This is a genomic window from uncultured Ferrimonas sp. (assembly GCF_947489035.1).
GTDB lineage: Bacteria > Pseudomonadota > Gammaproteobacteria > Enterobacterales > Shewanellaceae > Ferrimonas.
In genome coordinates this window covers 16,956-33,883 of sequence record NZ_CANLCI010000030.1, presented here as the reverse complement: position 1 = coordinate 33,883, position 16,928 = coordinate 16,956, and the positions used below count along the sequence as shown (strand labels likewise).

The window sequence follows — 16,928 nt, the reverse complement described above, 5'->3', positions numbered from 1 at the left end:
TGAATTGGTGGTAGCTCGGCATTGATGCCGACGAGGGTGTTTTGGGGTACAGAGATTGCAGCGGTCGGTTGTGCTATTTGTCGGGATAACCCCCGACCTACGATTACTGGCGTTGCGCCTGCGGCGTGTGCCTTTGGCGTGGATTGCGCGGGGGTTAGGTCGCGGTGGCGACGGCACCCAAAGGGCGCTGCCCTTTGGAATCCCTTCGCCTTAGGTCGGCGCCCAAAACGCTGCGCTGGGCACCTCCAATGCGGCGGTAGAGCATAAGCGGTGTTGCTCTCACATTGTTTAGCCCCAAAATACAGACCGTAAGTTTGATTAGCCGCAGGCGTAATCGAACAATGGCGAGCCAATGAGCATTGTCACGTTACGCCAAAGAGCGGCTAACGTGACCTACGTTTTTGCTGATGGTTATGGTGATTGGCCATTTATTGCCGTTCGTCATGAATTTACGAACCGCCGTAGGTTTGATTAGCCACAGGCGTAATCGAACGATGGCGAGCCAATGGGCATGTCACGTTACGCCAAAGAGCGGCTAACGTGACCTACGTTTTTGCTGATGGTTATGGTGATTTCGTCATGAATTTTTATCACCAACCGTTAAGATACAACCTGTTTGCATGGTTACTGGGTGAAATATGATTGCTGTAATTTTTGAGGTTCAAGTTGCTGAGGGTAAGACCGCACAACATTTGGACATTGCTAATAAAATCAAACCATTGCTGTCTGAAATTGACGGTTTCATATCTATTGAGCGTTTTCAGAGTTTGTCTAATGAAGGCAAGATGTTGTCGTTGTCATTTTGGCGAGATGAAGCGTCCATCCAAGAGTGGCGCAGTTTAGAGTCCCATCGCTTTGCACAATCCAAAGGGCGTGGTGGGGTATTTGAAAACTACAGGTTAAGGGTTGCTGGCGTAATCCGAGACTATGGCATGGATAATCGGGGTGAAGCACCAAAGGATAGCGTTGCGGTACACGGTTAGAAATTTGGCCGGACAACCCATTTAGCCGCGCCCTCATCGAGTGACAGCCCGTAGGTTTGATTAGCCGCAGGCGTAATCGAACCATTGCGAAATAACGACAGACATTGTCACGTTACGCCAAACAGCGGCTAACGTGACCTACCTTTTGCCGCTCGCTATAAGCCCGTGGCACACCAATGGCCGTAGGTTTGATTCGCCGCAGGCGTAATCGAACGATTGCGAACAACTGCAACAAGCCATCGGCAACTGCGGCAAACGTGAGCTGCGGCGAGCAATTGTCGCCCAAGTTACCGTGCTGCTGCGATACACTAAACGCAGCACTCCCCGCCCTTGCAGGAACCCGATGATCTACCTAAACGACATACTGCGCTTTGACGACCTAGATAACGTCAAGATCCGCTTTAACTTGATGTTTGGCGGCAACTGGAGCCCCACCGACATCTACAAGCAGCAGGATCTGTCCACCTTGTTGGATGGCCACTATTGGAACTACAAAACCAAGAAATCCTACAAGGTCGGGCAGATCACCGTGGGCTTCCTCAAGATTGAGGGCAACCGCTTTTTGCTGTTTCACGTTGGCCGCGTAACCCAAGATCTGAACGTGCTGGATGGGGTCGGCTATCAATACGAGTCGCTGCCGCAGTACGACAAATACTGTGGCCGCTTGGTGATTGAATTTAAGAACAAATCGCAAGCGATGATCCGCAAGGCGGGATCGGTGATTGGCGACTGTAAGGTGGCGCAGATCTTAGCCGACGACTTTGGTAACGATCGGTTCCCCGGTTACGACAACGTGCGGCTGTCGTGGCGGGATCTGGCGGCGGTGGTGCAAAAAGAGAACTGGAAAACCGCGCTGCAAAACCAGAAAGCGGTGTACCTGATCACCGACACCAGCAACGGCAAGATGTACGTTGGCTCCGCCAGCGGCGAGCACATGCTGTTAGGCCGTTGGCAGGCTTACGTCAACACCGGTCACGGCCAAAACCAAGGGCTAAAGCCGCTGCCGTTTGAGCACATTCAAAGCCATTTTGAATACAGCATTCTTGAGATCTTCAAATCCACCACCGACGATAAGATGATCCTAAACCGCGAAAGCTGGTGGAAGAACACCCTGAAAACCCGCCAGTTTGGCTACAACAAGAATTAAAGTGGCTGGCCTAGACTGAACCCAGCGTGGGACGAGCGGCACTTAGGGGGAAGCCACGGCGCTGAGGTTTCACCGGTTAAGCGACTAAAAACGGCACTGACAGGGTGGCAGCAACATTAAGCCGCTGTGATCAACCCTCGATTCAGCGTTAAGGCTGAGGTTACACAGATGATAACGATTTTCGTTTCAGGTAAAGTGAGCGCCCGAACACGCCCAAGGAAAGAGACTACCCCGATGCTAAAAACCCTATTAAGTGCGGCACTGTTACTAAGCAGCAGCGCCTTTGCGGCCGAGTTGGAGTTTGGCCAGCCGGTACAGCCACAGCTGCTGACCAAGGTTTCCACCATTTTGGCCACGCCGCAAAACTATCTGGAACAGCCGGTTACCATTGAAGGCACCATTGTTTCGGTGTGCTCTAAGCGCGGCTGCTGGTTGACGCTGGCGTCGGATCAACGCTTTCAAGATCTGCGGGTTAAAGTAAAAGATGGCGAGATGGTGTTTCCGTTAAGCGCGAAAGGGCGCCAAGCGTTAGCCACCGGCACCTTGCAGGCGATCCCTTACAGCCTTGAGCAAACCATTGCCATGCGCGCGCGCCAAGCCGAAGCCAATGGCGACGCCTTTGATCCGGCCTCGGTGACCAAGGCGCACACCGCCTACCAGCTGGTGCCTACCGGAGTGAAGATCCTTGATTAAGGCGTTTAAGCGGATCAATTGGTACCGCTTAAACCGCCAGCTGCACCGCGATGTGGGCTATCTGTGCATCGGTTTTGCGCTGGTGTTCGCCATCAGCGGCATTGCGGTGAATCACATGGCGGATTGGAACCCCAACTACGCGGTAGCGCATTCCCAGCTTAGCGTTACCCCAGCGCCGTGGCTGCAGCTAAGCGATCAGCAGATCAACCAGCAGCTGCTTACCCAAGCGCAGTTGACTGCCCCCGTGCGGTCGTCAGTGTGGTTGTCGCCAAAGCGCTATCAGCTGTTTTTGGAAGGGGGCAGCAATCTAATCCTCGATACCCAGAATCATCAACTGGCGATTGAGCAAATCGAACCACGGCCGATCCTGCAGGCGCTGAATCGACTGCACCTGAATGAAACCCGCAACGCTTGGGTCTATTTCTCTGACATGTTCGCCGCTTTGCTGATCTTCTTGGCGCTGTCGGCGCTGTTTATGGTTAAGGGCAAGCATGGCCCCAAGCGGCCTAAATCGCTGCTGTTGATCAGCGCTGGGGTGGTTATCCCAATTCTGTTTTTGCTGATCTAGCCCCCCAAGCCGCTACCCACAGCAAGCCCGCATATCCGTATGCGGGCTTGGTTATTGTACGGTCAACGGCCGAGCCAGTCTGGCGCAATCACCAAGCCGAGGGCGCGATTTTGTTACTGATAATCGCACTGCCACTTGGGCTTGCTGCGGCGTTTGCAGCGCATCTGTTGTGGCTGCGCGACGTTGCTGCGCTCAACCAATTTGGCCTGCCAATGGTGGTCAATGTAACGGCGCCACTGCTGCCAATGGGGGCCGTTTTTAATGTCGTACACGCCGCCGAGCATCGCGCCGGGCATTGGGATCTCATTAAACTGCTGATCCATCGCGGTGAAGACCGCACAGCTGTTATTGGCTGGGGTCAGCTCTAACTGCGCCCAAGAATTGTCGTTAAAGCGCACCCGCAGCTCCATCCCCTGCGTAAGCAGGTTTAACGGCAGCTGCAAGTCTTGGTGGTAAGCGCGGCCTTGCTGTTGCAGCAGTTGCCAATCCACTTGGGCGCTGGCGTAGCTGGGCAGTTGACTGGCCAACTGCTGGCATAAACGCTGCCGCGCGCGGCTGTCGCTGATCAGCGTGAACACGTCCTGCGGCGGGTTACGTAAGGTGCTGGTGGCGATGGCGCCGTTTTTGGTTAACTGCTTGAGCTGCCGCTGCAACTGCTGCCGCGATTGTATCGCTTGCTTAAAACTGACCCGCAGCTTGGCTGGCAAAGGCTGCGCCACTTTGGTGCTCAGCTGGCCAATCCCATGGTCTTGAGCCGCAAAACGGTAGTGCGCTAATAGCGGCTGCTGCAGATCCAACACCAACGCTTGCTCGGCCTGCGGCTTATGCTGTTTAAACTGTTTCAGTTTGGCCAAGGCGCAACCATCGCAATGCACTAAGGGCACCGCCGCCTGAGCCATGCTGCTCAATAGCAGTAAAGCCAATCCCAATCGAACCATATATTCCTCCCTGAACTGGCCTACTTTAACGGATGAAAATTCAACGGCAACTCAAACTGTTAACATCTAGTGCAAATGTTCTAAATGGATAATAAAAGCAAATAAAACCACGGCATTTATTGCCTTTGGCAACAGCAAACACTGGCGACGATAGCCCGAAAAAAAAACCGGTCATTTGGGCCTTCTCGCCCTGCAGTCTTCCAGCGATGCCGTGGCCGGTGATAACCGCCGTCTACTGGGGATCCGCGCCAAAAAGCGACATGTATATTTTGCAGGCAAGAACCGATCCGCCATCACAAGATGGTCAGCCGTTGCTATGGTAGGATTGATTTAATGGACAAAATTGCACAGGCCGCGCCTCCAAATATGAATTCACCGGCAACTTTACCTGCCCCGCTAAGCGTGCAACTGCCCATTCGGCGTTACCAGCTTACCTTGCAACATCAGCTGTTGTCGGCGCTCGGCACGGTATCGCAATTTGTGCTGCAAGCCTTAGCCACCGACGGCACCACCCTGCACCACATCAAAACCATCACCGCCCTAACCGATTCCCATCTAGAGCCCATTTTGACTCGGCTAGAAAGTTTGGGTTGGTTCGATTTAGATCGGCAATGTTTAACCGAAATGGGGCTTGAAATGGCACAGGCAGCCGCCCTGAATGGCCAAAGCCAACCGCTGTATCTGGACGCGATAGACAGCATGGGCGCTTTGTTCTGCTGCATGGATGCACAGCAACTGCAGCAGCCAACGCCTGACACCGCGGTGGTGGTGCCGGAATTTGAACGCGATTGGAACGTACAAAAGGTGCAGCAAACTCGTCGACTTACGCGCAAGTTAAGCGACGACGACGGCACCAAGTTTGTCGATTTCATCGGCCAACTGTGGCCGCAACAACAGGCGATTATCGACAGCCAGCGCCACGCGTGGCAGTTCCAGTTAAGCGTTGATGGCGATCAAATCAACCCACTTTACCGCGAAGTGACCCTGCCCCAAGGCACGCCACTGGAAACCGAGCATTGGTATGGCTACACCGTGCAATTGCCGCTGATCCGCTGCCGCATCGAGTATCAGGTGCCGCCCTTGCTGGCCGCGCAACTGCCACCGCAGCCGCCCTTTACGCAGGACTTCTGTTTAGTGTCGGCCACGCCGCTCAGCAACGTAACCGAATCGGTCTCTCGCAAGCAGGATCTGCACTGGCCAACCGCGCAACTGCATGCGCTGGCCGACTGGCAACCCCAACCCCCAGCCACCTCGCCGTTGCTCAGCCAGCACGTTTCGCTAACCCAAGCGTGCCGGGCGGTGATCCTTGGCCGCAACACGCTGTTGCAAGCCCTGTTAGCTCAAGCCGAGCCTATCGCCCCATCTAGCCCTGAGCCGCAATCATGAAAACCGTCGATCTATTTCAATTTAATCAGCTCGATATCGGCTCCGCCCGGCAAATGCGCATGATGAAAAATGGCAAAACCGCTGTGCAGCTGGTGCGGGTGGGCGCCAAAGGGGTTAACCCCGTGGCCGTGTGGGTCGATGCCGCCATTTCGGTGGCCGACGCCATTAACTCTTACTGCAAGCTGCAGCGCGCACGGGAGATCACCCAACAATTGCAGGCGCAAAAACGGTCGTTAGAGCATCAACTGCGGAACGCCAGCAAAGCCTTAGAGATCGACCAAAACCTGTGGCAGATGGAGCAACAGCAACGCTCACGCGTGGTGCAAAACTGCATCGACAACCGCCAACAGCAGGCCGCGCAATTGCTGCTGCAACTGAAAAGCCAACACAAAAGCCTAGAGATGCTGCTCACTCAAGTGCGCGCACTGCGCCGCCAAAATCGCAGCCACTGCCCGCGCTTAACAGAACTGACCCAAGCCGCCGACAACATGATGCAGGCGCAGTTAGCCTGCTTGGTGTATGCCCTTAATTGATCCGGCCAGCGTCGGCTTGCCCCGTTTAACCCGATAGGTAAAAAGAATGAAAACCCCAACTCGCATGCCATCCAAATCCAAACCCTCAGCCAGAAGCAAGGCCCAAGGTGCCGGTTCGAAAGCGTTAGACAAACTCGACGGTCAGCAACTGGTTGAGCTGGCGCAAGAAGGCGCAAAAGCCTTCAGCAGTTACAACGAGCTGCGCAGCGAACGTGAACGCACAACCCAAACCAAAGCGACCGCGTTGAAAGAGATGCAGCAGTCAGACAACCAAGTGCGGGAAAAACAGATTGAGTTTCATCAGCGCAGCGAAGAGCTGGCGCTAGAAAAATACCAAGCGAAAAGCGAACGCCAGCAGAATGATCACAGCCACCAGCAATGGTTGGCCGAACACGACAGTCGCGAAAAAACCATCGCTTTGCTGCGCGCCAAAGTGGCCACCGGCGAAGCCAGTGCCGATGAAATTGTGCTGTTGCAACAGCTGCACAGCAGCCAAAGCTAAGCCCGATGCTATTTACCCTGACCGCCATTGGCGTTGGCATCACGTTAACCGCAACGGCCGCCGCTTGGTACTTTGATAAAGCCACCGATGCTGAAGTGCAACGCCATGGGCGCTTGCGCGCCGACATTGACGCCATCAACGAGCAATTGGCAGAGCACGGCATCAAGCTGGAAGGCGCTTATGCGGAGCATCTGCGGACGGCCTTACGGCAACTGCTGCACAAGCTCACCGAAGAACACGCCAGCCAGCGCAATAAGATTGGCGACATCAATGCCGAGCTCAGCAAGCTACCGGCGCAACTGACGCGAGAGCTGAACGACGACAGCATCAGCCCCTATCGCCGCCGCGCCTTAAAACAAAGCTTCTGCCAAATTGAAGACGCGCAAGCGCGCTTGAGTGCGTTTGCGGAATATCTGGATTGGTATAACGACGAACTCAGCAGCCATTGGGCCACGCTGAAAGTAAATGGCGACGACGTGGAGCAGCTGCAACATCTGCTCGACCGCATCGAGTTGCCCTCGGCAACGCTGCCTCACAATTGGCTTTATGTTGGCAAGGTGGTGTTGATTGAAGCCGGTGAATTGGACGCCGACATGGCTTTCAACAGCCGCTTGCACCTCACCAACACTAAGATGATGCACGGCTGGAGCAACGATTATCAGCTGCAGCTGTTTCACGCCTACCCAGAGCGTGACGCCATTCCGATGCAAATCGTGCATTACCGCCCCGGCGCCCGTGGCCGCCGCGTGTTTTATGGCTGTGTCGCCAAAGGCACCGCCTGGGTTGATCACATCATGGCGGGGGAACCACTGACCCTAGAGGTAGAGCGCAAAACCAAGCAAGGCTACCTGCTGCAATCCGAGCACGGGGTGCTGCGCGCCAACTTGCCGGTGCAGTTAACCAACAACCCGCTGATTGAGCTGCTGCCGGGGCAACAGATCCAAGCCTACGCCGATCAATACAACCTGCTGTTGGCCAACGCGCCGGGCAATAACCACCCCAAATTTAAACAGATCCAAGTCAGCATGCTCAGCAGTGCCGAGCTGGGCGGCGACGATCACGGCGGTTTGTTTCTGTTGGTGGATCCCAGCTTATTGCAGCCGGATTGGGTTACGGCACTGGATGCCAGCGATAACACGCCGTGGCGCATGCTGGCGCTGGACGGTGCCAGCCTAAGTTTAGCCCGCCACAACCTGCGTTTAGATTGCGACATCAACCACGAGCGTCTGGCACTGACGGTGCGCCATGTGGCGCTGCATCAGGATCACGGCCAAGGCTTTGAACTGCCGCTGGCGATGACGGCGGTGGACTCCCGCTTAGCGGCGGTGATCCCAACCAACCCCGACGCCTTCGATCTGCTGGTCAACTTAACCGCCCAAATTGCCGCCGCCGACGCCAACCAAGAGCAACGTTTGGCCCAAGCCAAGATGCTGGGGCAATGGCAGCAAGTGCTGGATTACCAACAGCAGCAGTTGCAGTTTGTGGTTGAGGCTCGCGCCGGCCACCTGATTGAGTGCGAGGGCGAGCTGCAACTGACGCTGCACCCCACCGATCCAACCCGCTACAACGCGTTTTTGGATGAGTTTAACCAGATCCAAAAATCCGGCTACGAGCCCCGCTGCCAGCTGACTTACTGGGGCGAATCCGCCCCAGAACAGCACCGCTGGCTCGCGCCCCTGCCGCCACGGCTGCAATATAAGTTAGCGGTCAACGCCCTGCCCAACAGCCTCAGCGTGGTCTTGCCCGCGAAGGTAACCAAGCCGCTGCAAAGCACCTTAGAACAAGCGCCCAACACCACCTTGTTGCAGCTTACGTTGCACAAATACGACGATGCCTTAACCCGCCAGCATGGGGCGCTGGAAGCGTTCCGTAACGACACCATGGCCTCGCCACGGATCAAGCAAATTTTGCTGTCGCCAAGCCAGTACCAAGGCGAGCAAGATCCGTTTTGGAAAGCCCACTTTGCCGGGCAAGTTGCGTGGCAAAATGAGTTATTAACCCCCACCCAAAAACAGGTGATCAGCACCGCCCTGACCGAACAACATCTGGCGCTGATCCAAGGCCCACCGGGCACCGCCAAAACCACCAGCATCGTCGAGATGCTGCACCAAGTGTTCAGTCAACAGCCCGACACCCGTGTGCTGTTGGTGTCGCAGCAACACGCGGCGGTAGACAACGCCCTAGAACGCTTTGTGGAGCTGCACCAATCGTTACTGAGCCGCGAACAGATCAAGCTGCTGCGGATCGGGCCAGAGAAAAAGATTGAAGGCCAGCTGCGCAACTACACCTTGGGCAAGCGTCAGCAAGAGTTTATCGACCTAAGCCGACCCGCCGCCGAAGCCGCCGCCACCAGCGGCAGCGCCGCGCACCGCGAACTGGCCTGCCAATGGTTGTATGGCGTATTAGGCGAGCCCACCGAGGCCGATGCGCCCCCAGCGCTGAACCAAGAACTGACGTGGTTGCTGCTGCAAAACCACAATCTGGTGGGCGCCACCTGCGTTGGCTTGGCTTCGCGCCAACAAAGCATCGATCAGCTGCGCTTTGATCTGGTGATCATTGATGAAGCGGGCCGTTCCACCGTGCCCGAGCTGATGATCCCCATGCTGCGCGCCAAAAAGGTGATTTTGATTGGCGATCACTTCCAGCTGCCCCCCAGTGTGGCACCACTGCTGCAAACCGACGAAGCCAACGATGAACTGCCGTTTTTGCAAGAACGCTTTCTGGAAACCAGCTTCTTCGAAACCCTCTACAACGGCCTGCCAGCGCAATCAAAAAGCTTTTTGGGCGAGCAGTTTCGGATGCCGCGCCAAATTGGCGACTTGGTGGCAGAGATGTTCTACAGCCCCAATGGGCAACGGCAGCTGCACAATGGCCGCGACATCGATCAATCGCAGTTCTTATTGCCGGAAACCCTGATGTGGCACGAGGTGCGCGGCCGCCAGCAGCGCGAAGGCACCAGCCAGTACAACAGCGAGGAAGCCAACGCCATCGTGCGCTTTATCGATCAGCAGCGGCAACGGTTGCCCGCAGGGGCGCACAAAGAGGTGGCGGTGATCACCCCCTATGGTGCCCAGAAGCGCGCCATCCGCCGCTTGATGGGGCAAGCCTGTGATGGCGAGCAAGACGGGGAATACCGCTGGGGTGGGTTTACTATCCGCATCAATACCGTCGACAGTTTCCAAGGCAGCGAAGCCGAACTGGTGTGTTACTCCACGGTACGCACCGCCGGTAATCTGCGCTTCTTGCTGGATTGGAAACGGTTGAACGTGGCCTGTTCCCGCGCCAAAGAGAACTTGGTGTTTTTCGGCCACCTGCCCTTCTTACGCCGCCCTTGCAGCAACGGGGAACGCAACCTGTTTGCCGAGATCATCCAGCGCCTGCCCAAACGGGCAATCCAGTTTGCGCCGCCGCCATCGGCCAAACCGCAACGCCACAAAGCGCGACGGGATCAGCCCCAGCGCCAGCAACCGCCATCGCGGCAGCGCACGCCGGTGTAAGCCGCGTTAGGTTACCGTTAGCAGCAGGGTAGCCTGAGTGCTGCCCGATGACGCAACGGGCCGCCCTATCGCTGGGCGGCCCGTTTTTCTGGGCGAAAGTGGCGGTTAATCCCCTTGCTGCGGCGCAACCGTCAGTTGGTAACCGCTGCTGGCATTGGCGTCTTCTTCCACAATCAAAAACGAATCCACGCTGGTTTCATCTAAGGTCAGTTCTAGACTGCCCAAGATGTAATCGGTGCTGTCTTCGGTGCCAATGGCATAAACGCTGTAGGTGTTGTTGTAGAGACTGATGGTGCTGTTGCTGGCGTAGCTGTTGCTTAACGCATTACTGGCGCTGTCGATGGTTTCATCGCTCAGCACAAAGTAAAACTTCAGGCTGTCGTAGTCGTCCACCATGTTCACCACGTTGATCTGATGGGCGTACACCGAATCCACGGTGCTGTTGTCCACCACCAAGGTGTTGATCGCCACGGTGGTCTCTTCCTCGCCGTCGTCGTCCTCTTCGGTTTCCTCTTTCAGAAACACAAACACGGTGCGATCTTCATTCGAGTTCAGGGTCATCAGGTGGTTTTGCGACACCACCTCATCGCTGCTGGGGTTGGTGAAATCCAAGCTGTAATCGCCTGAAGCCATGGCAAAGGCTTGGCTGAATTGCCCCTCTTGCAGCGCGCTGATCTCAGGGCTCGCGTCAATGCCGTCTAAGTACACGTTCACACTGCCTTGGTATTGCGGCAGCAGTGAATGTTGATTGATGGCGTTGTAAACGCGGTAGCTGGCATCGGAATCCAGGTGGGCGTAAGCGGTGCCGCCGGAACCTCGCAGCAGTTTATCCACCATGTATGGCGAGCCACCGGGGCCGGTGTTATCGCGCACTACCACGATGTATTGGCTGGTGAAGTTAAAGCTGATCTCATCGGATTGGTACAACACCTGCTCGCTGCCCGCGGCGGTGATGTACAGGGTGTAATCGTCGTTGTCGTACGCCTGCTCACTCGACAGCTCTTGGTAACCGTATTGGCCCACCAACTCGGCCTCGTTAAAGGTTTCGTTAGACAGCGACAAGTAGATGTCGAGGGGCTGCGGATCGTTCTGCGCCAAGTTAAGCAGATGGAGGCTGAAGATGTCTTCGTCGTCGTCCAGATCCTCAATGTTGATGGTGTATTCCAACAGTTGCGGGGTTTGGATCGATTCCGCCAGCACCATCAGCTTCAGTTTGTCGTTACTCAGGCCAACGGTTTGCTCGTAAAAGGACTCCAAGTCGCCATCGGCGTCTTTCCAACCCAGATCAAGCAGATAATCGTCGCTGTCGAAGCTGACCGCGCTGGACACCTTGCCAAACGCCACCCCGGAAAACGTGCTGCCATCGTCGTCTTCATCGCTGGCATCACTGACGGTCAGGTAGAGGCTGGGGGCGTTGGCCGAGCCGTTATAAAACTGCACGTAACCGCTGCCATCCTCATCGTCATCGTCGCTGCTCAGCGCATCACACCCACTGAGCCCCAACGCCAACAACCCCACTACGCCAACACTGCCCCAACGGTGCCAAGGGCCGGTTACCGGTTGTTGCTCTGCTTTTTTACACACCACATCGCTCTCCTTCTGATGCCGCTGAGCCATAACGCTAAGCGGGTTCTGATGGAGGCGAAACTACCCATTCGGATCGGGCAGGCACAGCACCTTTACACACTGTTACTCTGCCTGACTAAGGCTTACTTTTATTTACAAAACAATCACTCACGCTGGTGGTCTGAGATAAGTTAACGGCGCCATTGGCGTGTTTACGCCGCGGGGTTACTCCCATTCGCTGGGCAACGGCTTGGCTTCGGCGGCGGCTTTGTCGTTTTCCCAGCGCTTGGCTCGGCGGATCAGCGGGGTGATGGTGGATCCTTGCACCAAGATAGAGAACACCACCACCGAGTAGGTCATCACCAACAACGCTTCGCGCACGCTGATCTCTGCCCCACTAAACAGCGGCACCCCAGCGGGCACCGACAGCGCCATCGCTAACGCTAAGCCACCCCGCAAGCCGCCCCAGGTCAGAATCGACACCGAATAGGGGTTGTAGCGGCGCACGCGTTCAAAGCCGAGGTAACACACCCGAATGCTGATAAAGCGCGCCAACAACACCACCGGCACCGCCAGCAACATCAGCAGCCAATCTTCGCTGTGGAACGTCAGCGTCACCAACACCAAGCCGATCAGCAGGAACAGCACGCTGTTGAGGAATTCATCCACCAATTCCCAAAAGTGATCCATGTGTTTTTCACTGGCGTGAGACATGCCGGTGTGGCGCGTCCAGTTGCCGATGATGATCCCCGCCACCACCATCGCCAGTGGCCCCGACACCCCTAAATAGCCCGCTAACACGTAGCCGCCGGTGGGGATCCCCAAGGTCAGCAGCTGCTCCATCGAGTGATCGTTGGTGGCGCTGATCAGGGTGTGGAAAAACAGCCCCAACACCAAGCCATAGGCAATGCCGCCAAAGGCTTCGTGCACAAACAGCATGGTGATCCCGCTGGCGCTGGGCTCTTGCCCGCCAAAGGCGATGGCAAACAGGGTAACGAACAGCACCAAGCCAAAGCCGTCGTTAAACAGCGATTCCCCTTCAATCTGGGTGCTGATGTCGGTGGGCGCGTCCATCTTTTTCACAATCGCCAGCACCGCAATCGGATCCGTGGGCGAGATCAGCGCGCCAAACAGCAAGCAGTACACCAGCGCCACATCCAGCCCCAGCCACTGCCCCAGCCACCATAAGCTGCCGCCAATCAACACCACCGAAATGGTGGTGCCCAGCAGCGCCAAGATGGCAATTTCCCACTTTTGCCGCCGCAGGTTGGGCAACTTAATGCCTAGGCCACCAGCAAACAGCAGGAAGCCCAGCATGCCGTTCAGCAAAAAGCTTTCAAAATTGATCCGCTCGATGGCGTCGGTGGCGGCGTTTTCCAGCAGCAACCAACCGCTTTGCCCCGCGATCACCATGCCCAGCGACAACAGCAGTGCCCCCGCCGTAATGGCGATGGTGGTTTGCATCTTGCCGATTTTGCTATTGATAAAGGCGATCAACATCGCCAACGCCGCCAGTGCACACAAGGTGGTGTAAACCGTCATAGGAACATCCTTTGCCGATACGGTTTGTGGCCAAGACTGGCCAGTAAGGGGGCGAATTGTACTCAGTTTTCAACCGCAACGATCCATTTCACAAATTTATCCACATTTGTGACTGTAACGCAGTGACTACTGAGGTGTTTTGTTTGGCGAACGGGGGGATCGCCACCGACAGCGGGCGGTCAAATAACGCCTTGGCAGCGATTTGTCGGGCAAAGTCGCCGCCCTGGCTGATAACCAATGATGATCTTGGCCATTGGCGGCGCTGAACCCGCGCGCAAAGAAGCCACGGCCACCAAACCAATCCGCGTGGCCGGTGCCGTTCTTTGGCCTTAAGGCTCCAGCGGTTTACGGGAAAACAGCACCCCGTCGCACTCGGGGCAGGCTGGCAGCGGCGTGGGGTGGAAGAAGCTCATGCTGTGGTGGCAGTTGTCGCACACCAATTCCCCCAAACCGACAATTTCCCCCGCTTCAAAGGTGCCGTGGTGGCGCAGTTCGTCGCCAAACTCATGCCACTCAAGCTGGCTGCGATCGGTAATTTCAGCCAACCAGCGCCATACGGTGTTTTCAAGGCCGATGGTGAAGATGCTGTCGCCTTCCATATCAAACTGCGCGCGGGCGTGGCGCTCGGCGTAATCCGCTAAGTCGCGGCGCAGGAATTGCTCCACCAGTTCCAGTTTTTCGGCGCTAAGCTCTTTATTGAGCGCCAGATAGGTTTTGCTTTGCTGCAACACCTTGTCGAGCTCGCCGAGCGTCAGATCTGGGGCGGCGCGATAGCGCTTCTCCATCTCCTTTAGCAGGAACTCATATTTACGGATCAAAGCGTCATTTTGGCTGGTCATAGACAGCTCCTTGCGTTTGAGTGGCAACAGTGGGGTTGTAGTGGTTGTTGCTTGTCCGACTCCTACTGTATTCTATGCAGATCTTTATGGGCCATTCCCTGCCTTAAATCAAAATTCGAGTGGACTCTCAACGTGTCGATGCAAGAGCAATACAATCCCGCACAAATCGAGCCTCAAGTGCAGCAGCACTGGCAAGAAAAGCAAACCTTTGTCGCAAAAGAAATTGAAGGCAAAGAAAAATTCTACTGTTTGTCGATGTTCCCGTACCCATCCGGCCATCTGCACATGGGTCACGTGCGTAACTACACCATTGGTGATGTAGTGAGCCGCTACCAGCGTCTGCAAGGCAAAAACGTGATGCAGCCGTTTGGTTGGGATGCGTTTGGTCTACCGGCAGAAAACGCGGCGATCAAAAACAAAACCGCACCGGCACCGTGGACCTACGACAACATTGATTACATGAAGGGCCAGCTCAACACCTTGGGCTTTGGCTTCGATTGGTCCCGTGAATTGGCAACCTGTAAGCCAGATTACTACCGCTGGGAACAGTGGTTCTTCACCGAGCTGTACAACAAAGGCTTGGTGTACAAGAAAACCGCCTCGGTAAACTGGTGTGACAACGACCAAACCGTACTGGCCAACGAGCAAGTGGTGGACGGTTGCTGCTGGCGCTGTGACAGCCCAGTAATGCAAAAAGAGATCCCACAGTGGTTTATCCGCATTACCGATTACGCCGATCAGCTGCTGGCGGATATGGATCAGCTTGAAGGCTGGCCAGACATGGTGAAAACCATGCAGCGCAACTGGATTGGCCGCTCTGAAGGGGTTGAAGTAACCTTCGCCGTTGCCGATTCCGAGCAAACCTTCGACATCTACACCACCCGTCCAGACACCCTGATGGGCGTCAGCTACGTTGGCATCGCCGCCGGTCACCCACTGGCGGAACACGCGGCGGCCACCAACCCTGAGCTGGCTGAGTTTGTTAACGAGTGCAAAAACACCAAGGTTGCCGAAGCAGAAATGGCCACCATGGAGAAAAAAGGCATGGCCACTGGCCTGTACGCGGTGCACCCATTAAACGGTAAGCGCGTGCCGATCTTTGTCGCCAACTTCGTGCTGATGGGTTACGGCACTGGCGCGGTCATGGCCGTACCAGCCCACGATCAACGCGATTACGAATTTGCCACCAAGTACGGCATCGAGCTGCTGCCAGTGATCAAGCCAGCCGAAGGCGAGCTGGATATCTCTGAAGCGGCCTACACCGACAAGGGCACCCTGTTTAATTCCGGCGAATTTGACGGCTTGGATTTCCAAGCGGCGGTTGATGCGATTGCCGCCAAGCTGGAAAGCGAAGGCAAAGGCAAGAAAACCACCAACTTCCGTCTGCGCGATTGGGGGGTGTCTCGTCAACGTTACTGGGGCACGCCAATTCCAATGGCCACCTTAGAGAACGGCGAAACCGTCACCATTCCGGCCGAGCAGCTGCCGGTAACCCTGCCCGAAGATGTGGTGATGGATGGCGTAACCAGCCCGATCAAAGCCGACAAGAGTTGGTCTGAGATCACCATCAACGGTGAAAAAGCCTGGCGTGAAACCGACACCTTCGACACCTTCATGGAGTCGTCGTGGTACTACGCCCGTTACACCAGCCCAGGCTGCGATACTGGCATGGTTGATCCCGCCCGCGCGAACCACTGGTTGCCCGTGGATCAGTACATCGGCGGCATCGAACACGCCAACATGCACTTGCTGTACTTCCGCTTCTTCCACAAGCTGCTGCGCGATGCGGGCTTGGTCGACAGCGACGAGCCAGCCAAGCGCTTGTTGTGTCAGGGCATGGTACTGGCCGATGCCTTCTACTACTTGGGCAGCAACGGTCAACGGGTGTGGGTTTCCCCTGCCGACGTAACCCTAGAGCGTGACGGCAAAGGCGCCATCACCAAGGCGGTAGACAGCGAAGGCCGTGAACTGATCCACACCGGCATGACCAAGATGTCGAAGTCGAAAAACAACGGCATCGATCCCCAGCTGATGGTCGACAAGTACGGTGCCGACACCGTGCGTCTGTTCACCATGTTCGCCGCGCCACCAGAGATGACACTGGAATGGCAAGAATCCGGCGTTGAAGGCGCCCACCGCTTTATTAAGCGTTTGTGGAAACTGGCGTTTGAACACACCAGCAAAGGCGCGGTGGTTGCGCTGGATAAAGCCAGCCTGAACAACGACCAAAAAGCCCTGCGCCGTGCTCTGCACCAGACCATCGCCAAGGTGAACGACGACTTCGGCCGTCGCCAAACCTTCAACACCGCCATCGCCGCAGTGATGGAGCTGATGAACAAGCTGGCCAAAGCACCGCAAGAGTCCGACAACGATCGTGCCTTGCTGCAAGAAGCCTTGGATGCAGTGACCTTGATGCTGTACCCAATCACCCCGCACACCAGCTACGCGCTGTACAACGCCTTAGGGAACGAAGGCGACGTTGACGCGGCCATCTGGCCAATCGTGGACGAATCCGCGCTGGTTGAAGACGAAAAGCTGATCATCGTGCAGGTGAACGGCAAGCTGCGGGCGCGCTTAACCGTGGCGGCTGATGCAACCAAAGACGCGGTGGAAGCGATGGCCATGGGCGACGAGAACGTGTCTAAGTTCATCGACGGCAAAACCGTACGTAAAGTGATTTTCGTACCGGGTAAGCTGTTGAACATCGTCGCCAACTAACCGGCTCGATGACGGC

The 16,928-nt window shown here is 56.1% G+C and carries 13 protein-coding genes; 9 read left to right on the top strand and 4 right to left on the bottom strand.

Annotation, left to right across the window (positions count from 1 at the left end; all coding sequences use genetic code 11):
* Positions 1 to 638 precede the first annotated feature (638 nt).
* The 4 genes from Q0796_RS15470 (at position 639) to Q0796_RS15455 (ending at position 3,391) form a co-directional block, all read left to right on the top strand.
* The gene (locus tag Q0796_RS15470; RefSeq protein ID WP_298444781.1) at positions 639 to 983 is read left to right on the top strand and encodes an antibiotic biosynthesis monooxygenase; all 345 of its coding nucleotides are present in this window, start codon (positions 639 to 641) and stop codon (positions 981 to 983) included.
* 343 nt (positions 984 to 1,326) lie between these two features.
* Positions 1,327 to 2,130, top strand: coding sequence for a GIY-YIG nuclease family protein (locus Q0796_RS15465; RefSeq protein WP_298444779.1), 804 nt, complete (start codon positions 1,327 to 1,329; stop codon positions 2,128 to 2,130).
* A 234-nt stretch (positions 2,131 to 2,364) separates the two neighbouring features.
* Positions 2,365 to 2,823 carry a DUF4920 domain-containing protein gene (locus Q0796_RS15460; RefSeq protein ID WP_298444777.1) on the top strand — a complete coding sequence of 153 codons (459 nt, stop codon included), beginning with the start codon at positions 2,365 to 2,367 and terminating at the stop codon, positions 2,821 to 2,823.
* Positions 2,816 to 3,391 carry a PepSY-associated TM helix domain-containing protein gene (locus Q0796_RS15455; RefSeq protein WP_298444775.1) on the top strand — a complete coding sequence of 192 codons (576 nt, stop codon included), beginning with the start codon at positions 2,816 to 2,818 and terminating at the stop codon, positions 3,389 to 3,391. The genes Q0796_RS15460 and Q0796_RS15455 overlap by 8 nt, the downstream gene beginning before the upstream one ends.
* A 113-nt stretch (positions 3,392 to 3,504) precedes the next feature.
* Here Q0796_RS15455 and Q0796_RS15450 read toward each other — a convergent pair whose 3' ends face one another.
* A complete protein-coding gene (locus tag Q0796_RS15450; RefSeq protein ID WP_298444774.1) occupies positions 3,505 to 4,329 on the bottom strand; it encodes a hypothetical protein in 825 nt (274 codons plus the stop codon).
* Between the two features lie 333 nt (positions 4,330 to 4,662).
* Here Q0796_RS15450 and Q0796_RS15445 point away from each other — a divergent pair, with 333 nt between their 5' ends.
* The 4 genes from Q0796_RS15445 to Q0796_RS15430 are packed head-to-tail and all read left to right on the top strand — an operon-like array spanning position 4,663 to position 10,247.
* Positions 4,663 to 5,715, top strand: a complete 1,053-nt coding sequence (locus tag Q0796_RS15445) for a hypothetical protein (RefSeq protein ID WP_298444772.1) — start codon at positions 4,663 to 4,665, stop codon at positions 5,713 to 5,715.
* Entirely contained in the window at positions 5,712 to 6,248 is a 537-nt protein-coding gene (locus tag Q0796_RS15440) for a hypothetical protein (RefSeq protein WP_298444769.1), read from the top strand. The genes Q0796_RS15445 and Q0796_RS15440 overlap by 4 nt, the downstream gene beginning before the upstream one ends.
* Positions 6,249 to 6,294: 46 nt before the next feature.
* Positions 6,295 to 6,750 carry a hypothetical protein gene (locus Q0796_RS15435; protein ID WP_298444767.1) on the top strand — a complete coding sequence of 152 codons (456 nt, stop codon included), beginning with the start codon at positions 6,295 to 6,297 and terminating at the stop codon, positions 6,748 to 6,750.
* Positions 6,751 to 6,755: 5 nt separating this feature from the next.
* Positions 6,756 to 10,247 carry an AAA domain-containing protein gene (locus tag Q0796_RS15430; RefSeq protein ID WP_298444766.1) on the top strand — a complete coding sequence of 1,164 codons (3,492 nt, stop codon included), beginning with the start codon at positions 6,756 to 6,758 and terminating at the stop codon, positions 10,245 to 10,247.
* Positions 10,248 to 10,352: 105 nt separating this feature from the next.
* On the opposite strand, the gene Q0796_RS15425 is transcribed toward Q0796_RS15430, so the two are convergent.
* The 3 genes from Q0796_RS15425 to Q0796_RS15415 all read right to left on the bottom strand — a co-directional run bounded on the left by Q0796_RS15425 (position 10,353) and on the right by Q0796_RS15415 (position 14,194).
* Complete coding sequence (locus Q0796_RS15425) at positions 10,353 to 11,831, bottom strand: hypothetical protein (RefSeq protein WP_298444764.1); 1,479 nt, start codon at positions 11,829 to 11,831, stop codon at positions 10,353 to 10,355.
* 207 nt (positions 11,832 to 12,038) lie between these two features.
* Positions 12,039 to 13,355, bottom strand: coding sequence for a sodium:proton antiporter (locus Q0796_RS15420; RefSeq protein ID WP_298444763.1), 1,317 nt, complete (start codon positions 13,353 to 13,355; stop codon positions 12,039 to 12,041).
* 329 nt (positions 13,356 to 13,684) lie between these two features.
* The gene (locus tag Q0796_RS15415; protein ID WP_298444761.1) at positions 13,685 to 14,194 is read right to left on the bottom strand and encodes a zinc ribbon-containing protein; all 510 of its coding nucleotides are present in this window, start codon (positions 14,192 to 14,194) and stop codon (positions 13,685 to 13,687) included.
* Between the two features lie 138 nt (positions 14,195 to 14,332).
* Here Q0796_RS15415 and leuS point away from each other — a divergent pair, with 138 nt between their 5' ends.
* Entirely contained in the window at positions 14,333 to 16,912 is a 2,580-nt protein-coding gene (leuS, locus tag Q0796_RS15410) for a leucine--tRNA ligase (protein WP_298444814.1), read from the top strand.
* The last annotated feature ends 16 nt before the right edge of the window (positions 16,913 to 16,928 follow it).

Bases quoted from the DNA above. Each gene is read 5' to 3' on its own strand.
- leuS (WP_298444814.1), top strand. From the start codon at position 14,333: ATGCAAGAGCAATACAATCCCGCACAAATCGAGCCTCAAGTGCAGCAG.
- Q0796_RS15460 (WP_298444777.1), top strand. From the start codon at position 2,365: ATGCTAAAAACCCTATTAAGTGCGGCACTGTTACTAAGCAGCAGCGCC.
- Q0796_RS15440 (WP_298444769.1), top strand. From the start codon at position 5,712: ATGAAAACCGTCGATCTATTTCAATTTAATCAGCTCGATATCGGCTCC.
- Q0796_RS15470 (WP_298444781.1), top strand. From the start codon at position 639: ATGATTGCTGTAATTTTTGAGGTTCAAGTTGCTGAGGGTAAGACCGCA.
- Q0796_RS15420 (WP_298444763.1), bottom strand. From the start codon at position 13,355: ATGACGGTTTACACCACCTTGTGTGCACTGGCGGCGTTGGCGATGTTG.
- Q0796_RS15450 (WP_298444774.1), bottom strand. From the start codon at position 4,329: ATGGTTCGATTGGGATTGGCTTTACTGCTATTGAGCAGCATGGCTCAG.
- Q0796_RS15415 (WP_298444761.1), bottom strand. From the start codon at position 14,194: ATGACCAGCCAAAATGACGCTTTGATCCGTAAATATGAGTTCCTGCTA.
- Q0796_RS15430 (WP_298444766.1), top strand. From the start codon at position 6,756: ATGCTATTTACCCTGACCGCCATTGGCGTTGGCATCACGTTAACCGCA.
- Q0796_RS15465 (WP_298444779.1), top strand. From the start codon at position 1,327: ATGATCTACCTAAACGACATACTGCGCTTTGACGACCTAGATAACGTC.
- Q0796_RS15445 (WP_298444772.1), top strand. From the start codon at position 4,663: ATGGACAAAATTGCACAGGCCGCGCCTCCAAATATGAATTCACCGGCA.
- Q0796_RS15435 (WP_298444767.1), top strand. From the start codon at position 6,295: ATGAAAACCCCAACTCGCATGCCATCCAAATCCAAACCCTCAGCCAGA.